General features: G+C 67.1%; 12 protein-coding genes. 2 read left to right on the top strand and 10 right to left on the bottom strand.

Going from position 1 to position 13038, the window contains the following annotated elements:
- Positions 1 to 208 precede the first annotated feature (208 nt).
- The 10 genes from gyrB to IT41_RS14645 form a co-directional block, all read right to left on the bottom strand.
- Positions 209 to 2647 (bottom strand): DNA topoisomerase (ATP-hydrolyzing) subunit B, encoded by a 2439-nt coding sequence (gene gyrB, locus IT41_RS14690; RefSeq protein ID WP_036742761.1) that lies wholly within the window; start codon positions 2645 to 2647, stop codon positions 209 to 211.
- Between the two features lie 102 nt (positions 2648 to 2749).
- Positions 2750 to 3085 carry a DUF1491 family protein gene (locus tag IT41_RS14685; RefSeq protein WP_036742760.1) on the bottom strand — a complete coding sequence of 112 codons (336 nt, stop codon included), beginning with the start codon at positions 3083 to 3085 and terminating at the stop codon, positions 2750 to 2752.
- Entirely contained in the window at positions 3078 to 3989 is a 912-nt protein-coding gene (gene era / locus IT41_RS14680) for a GTPase Era (protein WP_036742759.1), read from the bottom strand. The genes IT41_RS14685 and era overlap by 8 nt, the downstream gene beginning before the upstream one ends.
- Positions 3986 to 4675 (bottom strand): ribonuclease III, encoded by a 690-nt coding sequence (gene rnc / locus IT41_RS14675; RefSeq protein WP_036742758.1) that lies wholly within the window; start codon positions 4673 to 4675, stop codon positions 3986 to 3988. The genes era and rnc overlap by 4 nt, the downstream gene beginning before the upstream one ends.
- A 44-nt stretch (positions 4676 to 4719) precedes the next feature.
- Complete coding sequence (gene lepB, locus IT41_RS14670; protein ID WP_036742757.1) at positions 4720 to 5511, bottom strand: signal peptidase I; 792 nt, start codon at positions 5509 to 5511, stop codon at positions 4720 to 4722.
- 57 nt (positions 5512 to 5568) lie between these two features.
- The gene (gene acpS, locus IT41_RS14665; RefSeq protein WP_036742756.1) at positions 5569 to 6003 is read right to left on the bottom strand and encodes a holo-ACP synthase; all 435 of its coding nucleotides are present in this window, start codon (positions 6001 to 6003) and stop codon (positions 5569 to 5571) included.
- A 31-nt stretch (positions 6004 to 6034) separates the two neighbouring features.
- The gene (locus tag IT41_RS14660; RefSeq protein WP_036742755.1) at positions 6035 to 6781 is read right to left on the bottom strand and encodes a pyridoxine 5'-phosphate synthase; all 747 of its coding nucleotides are present in this window, start codon (positions 6779 to 6781) and stop codon (positions 6035 to 6037) included.
- Positions 6782 to 6805: 24 nt separating this feature from the next.
- Entirely contained in the window at positions 6806 to 7627 is an 822-nt protein-coding gene (locus IT41_RS14655) for a 4-(cytidine 5'-diphospho)-2-C-methyl-D-erythritol kinase (protein WP_036742754.1), read from the bottom strand.
- A gap of 3 nt (positions 7628 to 7630) precedes the next feature.
- Complete coding sequence (locus tag IT41_RS14650) at positions 7631 to 9535, bottom strand: tetratricopeptide repeat protein (protein WP_036742753.1); 1905 nt, start codon at positions 9533 to 9535, stop codon at positions 7631 to 7633.
- 95 nt (positions 9536 to 9630) lie between these two features.
- Entirely contained in the window at positions 9631 to 11286 is a 1656-nt protein-coding gene (locus tag IT41_RS14645; RefSeq protein ID WP_036742752.1) for an electron transfer flavoprotein-ubiquinone oxidoreductase, read from the bottom strand.
- 274 nt (positions 11287 to 11560) lie between these two features.
- Between IT41_RS14645 and greA the strand changes: the two genes are divergently transcribed.
- Positions 11561 to 12031, top strand: a complete 471-nt coding sequence (greA, locus tag IT41_RS14640) for a transcription elongation factor GreA (protein WP_036742751.1) — start codon at positions 11561 to 11563, stop codon at positions 12029 to 12031.
- A 21-nt stretch (positions 12032 to 12052) separates the two neighbouring features.
- Positions 12053 to 13036, top strand: a complete 984-nt coding sequence (locus IT41_RS14635) for a hypothetical protein (RefSeq protein WP_036742750.1) — start codon at positions 12053 to 12055, stop codon at positions 13034 to 13036.
- The last annotated feature ends 2 nt before the right edge of the window (positions 13037 to 13038 follow it).

The following is a 13038-nucleotide window of genomic DNA, read 5'->3' as shown; positions in this document are numbered from 1 at the left end:
TGGTCTCCTGATGCACGGGCTTGGGCTCCGGAAAATGCACAGGAAGCATTTGGCTTAGCAGACAACCTAGTCCCGCAGCCCTCCGCCTACAAGGAAACTTGTAAAATTGCAGCCATTGCCGCGAAAAGCGCGACATCCAAGCAACAATATTCGGCCGCGGTCAAACTGCCCTGCCGCCTGCCGGGGCGCGGATCGCCCCGACTGGCCGTCAGATATCGAGGTTCTCGACACTGAGGGCGTTCTGCTGGATGAAGTCGCGGCGCGGTTCGACGACATCGCCCATGAGCTTGGTAAAGATGTCGTCGGCGTCGCTCAGATCCTCGATACGGACCTGCAGCATGGTGCGCGCGACCGGGTCCAGCGTGGTTTCCCAAAGCTGTTCGGGGTTCATCTCGCCCAGGCCCTTGTAGCGTTGCAGGGACAGGCCCTTTTCGCCCTCGAGGAAGATGGCCTGCAACAGGCTCAGCGGGCCATGGATCGGGATGTCGCGATCCTTGCGGATCAGATGCGCGGTCTGGCCATAGATTTCCCGCAGCGGATCGGTCATCGCACCCAGCCGGCGGCTTTCGGCGCTGCGCAGCATCGGGCCGTCCAGCGTGCGGCTTTCCTCGACCCCGCGCAGCATGCGGGTCAGGCGGATGCCGGCATCCTGCGTCGGCCGGCCGGTCCAGCCGCGTTCGTATTCGGTGGCGATCATGTCGAGCCGCGCGGCAACGGCATTGGCCACGCCCTGCGCATCGGCATCCATCCTGCCCTGAACCAGCGCGCCGGCGATGGCGGCCTGTTCGGTGATATGGGCGGGGTAATGCGTGGGATAGGCGCGAAGGATGCGGCGCGCCGAGCGGGCCTCTTCGACCACGCGGGCCAGATCGGCGCCGCTGATCAGCTCGCCGCTGGCAAGGCGCAGGCTGGCGCCGTCGATGCCCTGTTCGATCAGGTAATCCTCAAGCGCGGATTCGTCCTTGAGGTAAACCTCGGACCGGCCCCGGCTGACCTTGTAGAGCGGCGGCTGCGCGATATAGAGATGCCCCGCCGCGATCAGCTCCGGCATCTGCCGGAAGAAGAAGGTCAGCAGCAGCGTCCGGATATGCGCGCCGTCCACATCGGCATCGGTCATGATGACGATCTTGTGATAGCGCAGCTTGGCCAGATTGAACTCGTCGCGGCCGATGCCGGTGCCAAGCGCGGTGATCAGCGTGCCGATCTGATCGCTGCTGAGCATCCGGTCGAAACGCGCGCGCTCGACATTCAGGATCTTGCCGCGCAAGGGCAGCACCGCCTGGTTCTGGCGCGAGCGCCCCTGCTTGGCCGAGCCACCGGCCGAGTCCCCCTCGACGATGAACAATTCGCTGAGCGCGGGATCCTTTTCCTGGCAATCGGCCAGCTTGCCGGGCAGCGAGGCCACGTCCATCGCGGTCTTGCGGCGGGTCAGTTCGCGCGCCTTGCGGGCCGCCTCGCGGGCCAGCGCGGCCTCGACGATCTTGCCGACGATCTGCCTGGCCTCGGCGGGGTTTTCCTCGAACCATTCGGCCAGTTTCTCGTTCACCAGGCTTTCGACCGCCGGACGCACCTCGGAGGAGACCAGCTTGTCCTTGGTCTGGCTGGAGAATTTCGGATCCGGCACCTTGACCGACAGCACGCAGGTCAGCCCTTCGCGCGCGTCGTCGCCGGTGAAATCGACCTTTTCCTTGCGCGCCACGCCGCTGGTCTGGGCATAGCTGTTGATCACCCGGGTCAGCGCGCCGCGAAAACCGGCCAGATGGGTGCCGCCATCGCGCTGCGGGATATTGTTGGTGAAGGGCAGCACGGTTTCGTGATAGCTGTCATTCCACCACATCGCGACCTCGACCCCGATGCCGTTCTTTTCGCCCTGGATAAAGATCGGATCGGCCATGACCGGGGTTTTCGAGCGGTCGATGAATTTCACGAATTCCCGCACGCCGCCCTCATAGAACAGCTCGGTCCGCAGCGCTTCGGCCGGGCGCTCATCCTCCAGGATGATGCGCACGCCGCTGTTCAGGAAGGCCAGTTCGCGCAGCCGGTTCTCCAGCGTCTTGAAGCTGTAATCGAGGTTCGAGAAGGTGCCGGTGCCGCCATCCGCCTTGGACGAGGCCAGGAAGCGCACCTCGGTTCCCTTTTCGCCCGGCGCGGCATCGCCCACCACGCGCAGATGCTCGACCGTCTCGCCCAGTGCGAATTTCGCGTAATGCTCCTTGCCGTCGCGCCAGATGCGCAACTCCAGCCAGTCGGACAGCGCGTTCACGACCGAGACGCCGACCCCGTGCAACCCGCCCGAGACCTTGTAGCTGTTCTGGTCGAATTTGCCGCCGGCATGCAGCTGGGTCATGATCACCTCGGCCGCCGAGACCCCTTCCGAGGCGTGCATGCCGACCGGGATGCCACGGCCGTTGTCGCGGACCGAGACACTGGAATCGGCGTGGATTTTCACGCGCACGAAATCGGCATGACCGGCCAGCGCCTCGTCAATGCCGTTATCGACCACCTCATAGACCATGTGGTGCAGGCCCGATCCGTCATCGGTATCGCCAATATACATGCCGGGGCGTTTGCGCACGGCTTCCAGGCCCTTGAGAACCTTGATGGAATCGGCACCGTATTCTGCGGGCTGGGGGGCGGCTTCGGTCATGCTGTATTTATCCTGCCTTCGACCCGCATCTTATAGTGTGCGTGGCGCGGAATGTCACGGGAAAGACACAAGATTTAGCGGCTTGCCGGGCTTTGCCGGGGATCAGGCCAGGCCCGGCTCGTCCAGCAGCGTCCGGCCGCCCCGGCTTTCGATCTCGATCACCCAGAGATCGGGGTCGCGGGCGGTGCTGCGGGCGATCTGGGCGTCGATCTCGCGCTCGTCGCCCTCGGACAGGCGAAGCCACTGGCGCCGGTCGCTTTCCAGATCCCATTCCCGGCTCCACAGGCTGGCGCGCCCGTCCAGCGTGGCGCATTTCACCATCACCGCGCCGGCCGTGTCATCGCCGTGGCGGGCCACATAGGCCGGGATATCGGCCAGCGACAGGCGCCGCAGATAGGCCGCCACCCAGATGCCGGCGGCAAGGCGGGCCTCAGGCATCGCCGTCGCGGAAGTCCAGACCCATTTCGCTGTAACGCTCGGCCTCGTCCAGCCAGTTCTCGCGCACCTTGACCTGCAGGAACAGATGCACTGGGCGGCCCATGAATTCGGTCAGCTCGGCGCGGGCGGCTTGGCCGACGGCCTTGATCGTTTCGCCGCCCTTGCCCAGAACGATGCCCTTGTGGCCGGGGCGGGCGACATAGACGATCTGATCCACGCGGGCCGAGCCGTCCTTGCGCTCTTCCCATTTTTCGGTCTCGACCGTCAGCTGATAGGGGATTTCCTCGTGCAGGCGCAGGGTCAGCTTTTCGCGGGTGATCTCGGCCGCGATCATGCGCATGGGCAGATCGGCCACCTGATCCTCGGGGTAGAGCCATGGCCCGGCGGGGACCTGTCCGGCCAGCCAGTCCATCAGATCGGCGCAGCCATAGCCCTTTTCGGCCGAGACCATGAAGGTCGCGACGAAATCGTAGCTTTCGTTGAGCTGCTGCGACAGGGCCAGCAGGGTTTCCGACTTCACCCGGTCGATCTTGTTGATGACCAGCGCCACCGGGATCTGGCCGGCATGGTCGCGCAACTGCGCGATGATCGCCTGCGCGCCCTCGGTCAGGCCGCGATGAGCCTCGACCAAGAGCAGGATCACGTCGGCATCGGCCGCGCCGCCCCAGGCCGCCTTGACCATCGAGCGATCCAGCCGCCGGCGCGGGCGAAAGATGCCCGGCGTGTCGACAAAGACGATCTGCGCCGGCCCGTGCATGGCGATGCCGCGGATGCGGGCGCGGGTGGTCTGGACCTTGTGGGTAACGATGCTGACCTTGGCCCCGACCATGCGGTTGAGCAGGGTGGACTTGCCGGCATTGGGTTCGCCGATCAGGGCCGCGAAGCCCGCGCGTGTTTCGGTCATGTCGATCCCTCGATGCGGTCGAGCAGCGCCTGCGCGGCCGCCTGTTCGATGCTGCGTTTGGTGCCCTTGCCGCTGGCATGGGCTTCGCGCCCGTCATCCAGCCGGACGGTGATTTCGAATTCCGGCGCGTGGTCGGGGCCGGAGCGTGCGGTCTGGACGTAGCGCGGCGGGCTCATGCCATTGGCCTGCGCCCATTCCTGCAAGGCGGTCTTGGCGTCGCGCGCATCGTCATCGACATTGTCCAGCCGATCGGCCCAGAGGGTCAGGATGACCTGCCGCGCGACCTCGAACCCGGCATCCAGATAGACGGCGGCCAGCACCGCCTCCATCGCGTCGGCCAGCAGCGCCTCCTTACGGCGCCCGCCGGACAGCATTTCCGAACGGCCCAGCTTCAGAACCTCGCCCAGGCCGATCTGGCGGGCGATGGCGGCGCAGGTCTCGCCCTTGACCAGCGCATTGTAGCGCGGCGCCAGCTGGCCCTCGGTCGCGGCGCGGTCGGCGGAAAACAGCGCCTCGGCCATGGTCAGGCCCAGCACCCGGTCGCCCAGAAATTCCAGCCGCTGATTGTCGGGCCGCGTCGCGGTCGAGATCGAGCCATGGGTCAGCGCGCGCTGCAACAGTTCTGGGCGCGCGAAATCGTGCCCTAGCCGTTTCGAGAATGCGCGCAGTTCGGTGGATATCTTCATCGCCCGATCCTGCCACGGCAGCAGGCGCCGCGGCAATTCATCCCTTACTCGACCGCCTTGAAGAAGCGGTCCCCGCGCCAGGTCCAGAAATACAGCAGCGATTTCCCGGCCGAGGAGAACATGATCCGGTCCGCGCGGCCGATCAGGAATTCGGCCGGCACCATGCCGACGCCGCCGGTCGCCGCCGGCCAGCGCGAATCGCCGGAATTGTCGCGATTGTCGCCCATGAAGAAGTAATTGCCCTCGGGGACGGTGAATTCGCCGGTATTGTCGCCCGGCCCGCCGTCAAAGATGTTCAGTACGCTGTGGCTGACGCCATTGGGCAGCGTTTCGGTATAGCGCGGCTTTTCGCACTGGCCACCCTGAAGGGCGGGTTGATTGGCGCATTTCGGCAGGCCCTGCTGCGGGCCCTGCGGCTCGTTCAGCTCGGTGAAGGTGCCGGCGGGGGTCTGCGGGACTTCCTGGCCGTTGATCCACAGAAGGCCGTTTTTCATCTGCACGCGGTCGCCGGGCAGGCCGATCACGCGCTTGATGAAATCGTCGCCGCGCGTCGGGTGGCGGAAGACCACGACATCGCCCCGTTCCGGTTCCGATCCGAGGATGCGGCCGGAGATCGGGCACATCTCGAACGGGCAGGAGACGCGCGAATAGCCATAGGCCATCTTGTTGACGAACAGGAAATCGCCGATCAGCAGCGTGTCCTTCATCGAGCCCGAGGGGATCCAGAAGGGCTGGAAGAACAGCGTGCGGAACACGCCCGCGATCACCAAAGCCCAAAAGATGGTCTTGATCGTTTCCCAGATGCCCCCATCCTTGCGGGCGTCGCTTTTGGCCATGGATGCCGTTCCCTCATGCGAAATTCGCGCGTTCATGGGCTGCGCGATATGGCAAAGTCAAGCGCTTGTGCCGGGTTTCGGCGCCGCGTTCACGCCCATGGGAAGGGCTTCGATCACCACGAAGGCCTGTGCCCAGGGGTGATCGTCGGTCAGGGTGACATGGACATGGGCGCGGTGGCCGGGCGGCGTCATCGCGGCAAGACGTTCGGCCGCCCAGCCGGTCAGCTCCATTGTGGGCTGGCCCGTCCGCAGGTTGCCGACCGCCATGTCCTTCCAGCTGATGCCCATGGCCAGCCCGGTGCCAAGCGCCTTTGAGCAGGCCTCCTTGGCGGCCCAGCGTTTGGCGAGCGTGCCCGCCTCATCCTTGCGGCGGCGCGCCCGGGCCAGTTCGGTTTCCGTGAAGACGCGGTTGCGGAAGCGGTCGCCGAACCGCTCGAGCGTGCCGGTGATCCGGTCGATATTGCACAGATCCGTCCCGATGCCGAGGATCATGCAAGCGGCCCGTCCGGTGACCTGGATATTTTCATGAAGAAGAAGACGCGCGCGCCGCGTCCATGCGGCGGCGCATTTCCCGGATCGCGCCGTCGAGGCCGATGAAAACGGATTCCGAGATCAGGAAATGGCCGATATTCAGCTCCCTGACCTCGGGGATCGCGGCGATCGGCGTGACGGTGTCGAAGGTCAGGCCATGGCCGGCATGGACCTCGAGTCCGAGGCTGTGCGCCAGCGCCGCGCCCCGGCGCAGCGCGGCCAGTTCCGCATCGCGTTCGGCCATGCGCCCTTCGGTATCGTAGTCACAATAGGCGCCGGTATGGAGTTCGACGACGGCGGCGCCGATCCGGGCCGAAGCCTCGATCTGGGCGGGTTCGTGGCCGATGAACATGGACACGCGGCAGCCCGCCTCGCGCAGCGGCGCGATGAAATCGGCCATGAAGCTTTCCTGCCCGGCGACGTCCAGCCCGCCCTCGGTCGTGCGCTCCTCGCGTTTTTCGGGGACCAGGCAGACGGCATGCGGGCGGTGGCGCAGCGCGATGGCCTGCATTTCCGGCGTGGCCGCCATTTCCAGGTTCAGGGGCAGGCGCAGCGCGGTCATCAGCCGGTCGATATCGCCGTCCGAGATATGGCGGCGATCCTCGCGCAGATGGGCGGTGATGCCGTCTGCGCCCGCCTCCTCGGCCAGTTTCGCGGCGCGCACCGGGTCGGGCCATGGCGTGCCGCGCGCGTTGCGGATGGTTGCGACATGGTCGATGTTGACGCCGAGACGCTGCATGATTCCCCCTTGTTTGCCAGCAAATTAGCCCTTTGGCGGCGCGAGTCCAGATGTCTCGACCCACCAGCCGGGCCGGGCCCGGGCGATGCCGGCCGCCGCCGCCCGCGCATCGGTCGCGGCGGCGTAGAGACCGAAGCAGGTGGCGCCCGATCCCGACATGCGCGACAGGGCCGCGCCGCTGTCGCGCAGCGCCGCCAGGCAGTCGGCGATTTCCGGCATCAGCGATATCGCCGGGGCCTGCAGATCGTTGCGGCATGCGCGCAGGAAACCGATCAGCGCCGCCGCGTCGGGAAAATCGGGCAAAGGATCGGGCATCGGCGGATTGTCGCGCCGCTCGAGCGCGGCATAGACCGCCGGTGTGGAGAGCGCGCGGCCCGGATTGACCAGCACCGCATGGAGTGGCGGCAGGTCGGGCAGCGGCGCGAGGATCTCGCCCAGGCCACGCATCCGTGTCGCAACCCCCGCCATGCAGACGGGCAGATCGGCGCCCAGGCTTGCGGCGGCCCCGGGATCGGCATCCAGCGCGCGCAGCACGGCGGCCGCATCGGCCGAACCGCCGCCGACGCCCGAGGCGACGGGCAGGTTCTTTTCCAGCCCGATGGCGACCTCGCGTCCGGCCAGCCGCGCGGCGCGCAGGCAGAGATTGTCGGTCTGGCCGGCAAGCGCCGCCGCGAAGGGGCCGGTGACCGCAAGCGCCAGCGGCCCCTTCGCGACCGTCACCACATCGCCTATGTCGAGAAACACCACCAGCGAATCGAGCAGGTGATAGCTGTCGGGGCGGCGGCCGGTGACATGCAGGGTCAGGTTCAGCTTGGCGGGCGCGAATTCGCGCCGGGGCAGGCTCATGCCTTAGTCCCGGTCGGTTTCGGCCGGCGCCCGCTCGGGCCTGTGCGGCTCGGGCAGGGTTCCGCCATTGGCCTTTTCCTCGGCCAGGACGGCGTCCAGACCGCGATCGAGCTTGGCGCGGATGCGCCGGGTCTCGGCCTCGGTCTCGGGCTTCAGCGACAGGGCGCGCTGCCACTGGATCTCGGCCTCGCGCCGGCGTCCGACCATCCAGTAGATGTCGCCCATATGGTCGTTGACCAGCGCGTCGCTGGCCATGGTGGCGACGGCGCGCTCCATCGGGGCGACCGCTTCGTCAAAGCGGCCGAGGCGGTAATAGGCCCAGGCCAGCGAATCGAGGATATAGCCGTCATTCGGCCGCAGTTCGACCGCGCGCTGGATCAGGCGCAGCGCCTCGTCGAGGTTTTCGTTGCGGTCCACGAGACTGTAGCCGAGATAGTTCAGCACCTGCGCCGATTCGGGACGGATCTGAAGTGCGGCGCGGAAATCGCTTTCGGCCTTGGGGAACTGGCCGGCGCGTTCCAGCGCGATGCCGCGCGCATATAGCGGGAACCAGCGCATTTCGGGCGAGCGGTCGCCGATCAGGCTGAGCGCCTTGTCATAGGCCGGGATCGCCTGGGCGAATTTCTCCTGCTGGCGCAGCAGGTCGCCAAGCGCGATCCAGCCCTGCGCCAGGTCGGGATGCGTCGCGGTCAGCGACAGCGCGGCCTTTTCGGCGTCGTTCAGGCGCTCGGCCCGGGCCAGCGCGTCGATGCGCGACAGTTCGGCAATGGGGCGCATCTCGCCCAGGTCGCGCAGGGCGTCGAATTCCTGCTCGGCCAGATCGAACTGGCCGAAGCTTTGCAGAAGCTGGGCGGCCAGCAACCGCGCCTCGCCCAGATCGGGCGACAGGTATTCGGCCAGCCGAACATGAATCAGCGTCATCAGATTGGGCTCGTCATCGCTGAGCAGGACCGAGCCGAAGGTCAGATAGACCTGCGCCATGCCGTCGGCCGGGGTGCGCACGGAATCGAAGGGCAGCGTCTCGCCCGCCCGCAGCCGGTCGCGCAGCGCCACCAGATGCGGCTCTTCGTCGAACCCGGGCGTGTTCTCGAGCATGGCGATCGCGTCGGCGTTGCGTTCAAGCTGCGACAGGATCTGCGCGCGGGCGGTGACGCCAAGGATATGCGCGCCGGTGCTCTGATCGGCCAGCAGCAGCTCGGCGCCCTCGAAATCGCCGACCTTCGCCCGGACCAGGGCAAGGTGATAGTTCACCACCGGCGCCGCGCCACGGATCTGCGACAGGCGCTTGAATTCGGACAGCGCCTCGCTGGCCTGTCCGGCGCCCAGCAGCGCCCATGCCCGGATCATGCCATCGACCAGCACGCTGCCCAGGTCGCTGCCGCCCGCCATGCCGCCGGAGCCGGCATCGATATCGGCGACCAGATCGTCCCAGCGTTCGCTCCGGGCCAGTTCCGCGCGCCGGACCAGCTGCGCCAGTTCGGTCGCGCGGCCCTGATCGGCCATGGTCAGCGAAAGCGCGGCGGCGCGTTCCATCTGCCCGGCCGAGATCAGCGCGACCAGCGCGCTGTCCTGCAGAAAGGGGTTGGTGTCGTCCTGCGCCAATGCGCGCAGGGAATAGTCGCCCGCCTTCGGGAAATCGTTCAGGCTCGCGGCCATGCCGGCGGCCAGATAAGGCCCGGCCAGGCCGCGTATCGCGCTGCCGGATGCGGCATCGGGTGCCGGGGTTTCGGCCTTATCCCCGGTCGTTTCCGCGGTTTCGGGCCGATGGGCCGGCCGCTCGCTGCTGTCGGGCGTCTCTGACTGGGCCAGCAGCGGCGCGGCCATGGCCGCGCCATGGGGCACAGGCGCCGGAAGCAGCGGCGCGGCGGTCAGCGCGATCAGCGCCAGCGGGATCATTCTTGTTGTCACGGCTTCGGCCCAGTTCTTGGCAATTCCCGCCGCGACCCTAGCCGCCGGGGCGGCACAGGGCAACGCCGCCCCGGGCCCCGCGCGGTGTCAGGCGATCACATATTCGGGTAGTTCGGCCCGTCGCCACCCTGGGGCGTGGTCCAGTTGATGTTCTGGCTGGGATCCTTGATGTCGCAGGTCTTGCAATGCACGCAGTTCTGGAAATTGATTTGGAAGCGCGGGCCGTCCTGATCCTCGATCACCTCATAGACGCCGGCCGGGCAATAGCGCTGCGCGGGTTCAGCGTATTCGGGCAGGTTGACCCGGATCGGGATCGAGGGATCCCTGAGGCGCAGGTGGCAGGGCTGCGATTCCTCGTGATTGGTGAAGGAGAAGCTGACATTGGTCAGCCGGTCGAAGGACAGCTTGCCGTCGGGTTTCGGATAGGCGATCGGCTTGTGATCGGCGGCCTTGCCGGTCGCCTCGGCATCGGTCTTGCCGTGTTTCCAGCTGCCCAGCGGGTTCCAGCCGGTCAGGTTCGCCACCCACATGTCGAAACCGCCAAGCGCGAGGCTGGCCCAGAGGCCCAGTTTCGACCAGATCGGCTTGACGTTGCGTACCGGGCGCAGGTCCTTGCCGATGGCGCCGCCGCGGACCTCGGCCTCGTAATCGGTCAGCTCGTCGCCCGCGCGCCCGGCCGCGATGGCGGCGGCGGCGGCCTCGGCGGCGGCGATGCCGGACAGCATGGCGTTATGGTTGCCCTTGATGCGCGGCACGTTCACAAGCCCGGCGGAGCAGCCCAGCAGCGCCGCCCCCGGCACGGTCAGCTTGGGGATCGACTGCCAGCCGCCCTCGCTGATCGCGCGGGCGCCATAGGCGACGCGCTTGCCGCCCTCAAGCAGTTCGGCGACCAGCGGGTGATGCTTGAAGCGCTGGAATTCCATATAGGGATAGACATGCGGATTGGCATAGTTCAGGTGCACGACAAAGCCGACCACGACCTGATTTCCCTCAAGGTGATAGATGAAGCTGCCGCCGCCGGCATTCTTGCCCAGCGGCCAGCCCATGGTGTGGGTGACGGTGCCGGGCCGGGCCTTTTTCGGGTCGATTTCCCAGATCTCCTTCATGCCGATGCCGAATTTCTGCGGATCATGGCCGTCGGACAGGCTGTATTTCCAGATCAGTTCCTTGGCCAGGCTGCCGCGCACGCCCTCGGCGATCAGCACGTATTTGCCGCGCAGCTCCATCCCCGGCTCGTAATTGGGGCCGGGCTTGCCGTCGGCCTCGAGGCCCATCTCGCCGGCAACGACACCGGCCACGCGCCCGCCGTCATAGACCAGCGCCGAGCAGGCCATGCCGGGAAACACCTCGACCTCCAGCGCCTCGGCCTGTTCGGCCAGCCAGCGGCAGACATTGCCCATGGAAACGATGTATTTGCCGTGGTTCGACATCAGCGGCGGCATCGGCCAGTTCGGCACGCGAATCTGGCCCGCCTCGCCCAGGATGTAGAAATTGTCCTCCTGCACCTCGGTGGTGACCGGGGCGCCCCGGTCTTTCCAGTCCGGGATCAGCCGGTCCAGCCCCGAGGTGTCCAGCACCGCGCCGGACAGGATATGGGCGCCGATCTCGGAGCCTTTTTCCAGCACCACGACGGAGAGTTCGGGATTGATCTGCTTCAGCCGGATGGCCGCCGACAGGCCCGCAGGGCCGCCTCCGACGACGACGACATCGTAATCCATTGACTCGCGTTCGATCTGGCTGCCTTCAGACATGGCTCGGACTCCGCTTTCCTGGCTAATTCCCCTGAAAAAGACCTAGCCTGTAACAATCTTGCGCGCAATTGGAACGCTGCGCGCAAATGCGGTGCCATAGGCCGGGCCCAGTGGCGTTCCGCCCATGGCTGCCGGCGGGGCTTGAAACGCGACCCGGAACCGGCCACGATGCGTTGCGGAATTTGAGCGAGCGCCCCCGGCCCAAGGCCGGGGGCGTTCCAGCAACTTGTTTCGCGCAGGCATTTATCGCGCGAATGCGACCGGAAGGAACGGAATGGAAAAGATACCGATGACCCGTGCGGGGTTCGACCAGCTGGACCAGGAATTGCGCGATCTGCGCGCGGTCGAACGCCCGGCCGTCATCCGCGCCATCGCCGAGGCGCGCGAGCATGGCGATCTGTCGGAAAATGCCGAATATCACGCCGCGCGCGAGAAGCAGAGCTTTGTCGAGGGCCGGATCAAGGAACTCGAAGGGCTGATCTCGCGTGCCGAGGTGATCGACACCTCGAAGCTGAAGGGCAGCATCAAGTTCGGGGCCACGGTCACCCTGCTGGACGAGGATACGGAGGAAGAAAAGACCTATCAGATCGTCGGCGAGGCCGAGGCGGATCTGGAGCGCGGTCTGCTCAACGTACGCTCGCCCCTGGCCCGGGCCTTGATCGGCAAGGATGAGGGCGACAGCGTCGAGGTGGTCACCCCGGGCGGCGGCAAATCCTATGAGATCATCGTGATCCGCTATGTCTGATCGCGGCGGGAACAGGCTCGGATGAGCGCAAGGGACGCCCTGCAACAACTGATCGCCGAGCGGCGGCGCGGCCGGCTGCTGCTGATCGGCATGGCCGCCAGCCTGGCCTGGCTGGTGCTCGCCGCCCTGTTCGCCGCGCTGACGCCGGAAGGCGACGGGCAGGACAGCGGCTGGCTGATCTGGACGGTCGGGCTGCTGATGCCGCTCGCGCTGATCTGGCTTGCCGTCTGGTCCGCGCGCAGCCTGTCGCTGCTGCGCGACGAGGCCGACGAGCTGCGCGCCATGCTGGACCAGATGCAGGAAAGCCGGCCCGAGCGCATGCCCGAGCCTATGCCCACGCAAACGCCGGCGCGGCAGGCCGCACCCGTGGCCGAACCGCCCCGCCCGGCCGCCGCGCGGCCGCCTCCGGCGATGCCGCGCGCGCCGGCGCAAGCCGCCGCCACGGCCGATGGCCGGCAGGCGCAGTTGCAGCTTGATTCGCCGCCGGTGACCGAACTGACCGCCCCCGAGCTGTTCTTTGCCCTGAATTTTCCCGACGGACCCGAGGATCGCGAGGCCATTCGCTGCCTGCGCCTGGCCCTGGCCGATCCGGGCCTGGCGCGGCTGATCCGGGCGGCGCAGGACGTGGTGACGCTGCTGGCCGGCCAGGGCGTCTTCATGGACGAATTGCCCATGCCCGAGACCGATGCGGATCTGTGGCTGCGCTTTGCCGAAGGCGCGCGCGGCGATGCCGTGGCCGGGCTGGCCGTGATCACCGACCGCGAGGCGCTGGAAACCGCCGCCGCCATGCTGCAAGGGGATGAGGTTTTCCGCGACGTGGCGCATCATTTCCTGCGCCATTTCGACCGGCTGCTCAACCGCAAGGCAGAAGAACGAAACCCGCAATTGCTGGCGGTTCTGGCCGCGACGCGCTCGGGCCGGGCCTTCACGCTGCTGGCGCAGGTGGCGGGCATGCTTGGGCCGGGCGCCGCGCGCAAGGACCCGGATGGCGCGAACGACGGCTGAGG

The sequence above is a fragment of the Paracoccus halophilus genome (assembly GCF_000763905.1).
Lineage (GTDB): Bacteria > Pseudomonadota > Alphaproteobacteria > Rhodobacterales > Rhodobacteraceae > Paracoccus > Paracoccus halophilus.
The sequence above is the reverse complement of the archived record's forward strand: the minus strand, read 5'-3'. Positions and strand labels throughout refer to the sequence as shown.

Excerpts from the sequence above, each read along its gene's own strand:
- gyrB (WP_036742761.1), bottom strand. The coding sequence starts at position 2,647 with ATGACCGAAGCCGCCCCCCAGCCCGCAGAATACGGTGCCGATTCCATC.
- IT41_RS14685 (WP_036742760.1), bottom strand. The coding sequence starts at position 3,085 with ATGCCTGAGGCCCGCCTTGCCGCCGGCATCTGGGTGGCGGCCTATCTG.
- era (WP_036742759.1), bottom strand. The coding sequence starts at position 3,989 with ATGACCGAAACACGCGCGGGCTTCGCGGCCCTGATCGGCGAACCCAAT.
- rnc (WP_036742758.1), bottom strand. The coding sequence starts at position 4,675 with ATGAAGATATCCACCGAACTGCGCGCATTCTCGAAACGGCTAGGGCAC.
- lepB (WP_036742757.1), bottom strand. The coding sequence starts at position 5,511 with ATGGCCAAAAGCGACGCCCGCAAGGATGGGGGCATCTGGGAAACGATC.
- acpS (WP_036742756.1), bottom strand. The coding sequence starts at position 6,003 with ATGATCCTCGGCATCGGGACGGATCTGTGCAATATCGACCGGATCACC.
- IT41_RS14660 (WP_036742755.1), bottom strand. The coding sequence starts at position 6,781 with ATGCAGCGTCTCGGCGTCAACATCGACCATGTCGCAACCATCCGCAAC.
- IT41_RS14655 (WP_036742754.1), bottom strand. The coding sequence starts at position 7,627 with ATGAGCCTGCCCCGGCGCGAATTCGCGCCCGCCAAGCTGAACCTGACC.
- IT41_RS14645 (WP_036742752.1), bottom strand. The coding sequence starts at position 11,286 with ATGTCTGAAGGCAGCCAGATCGAACGCGAGTCAATGGATTACGATGTC.
- greA (WP_036742751.1), top strand. The coding sequence starts at position 11,561 with ATGGAAAAGATACCGATGACCCGTGCGGGGTTCGACCAGCTGGACCAG.
- IT41_RS14635 (WP_036742750.1), top strand. The coding sequence starts at position 12,053 with ATGAGCGCAAGGGACGCCCTGCAACAACTGATCGCCGAGCGGCGGCGC.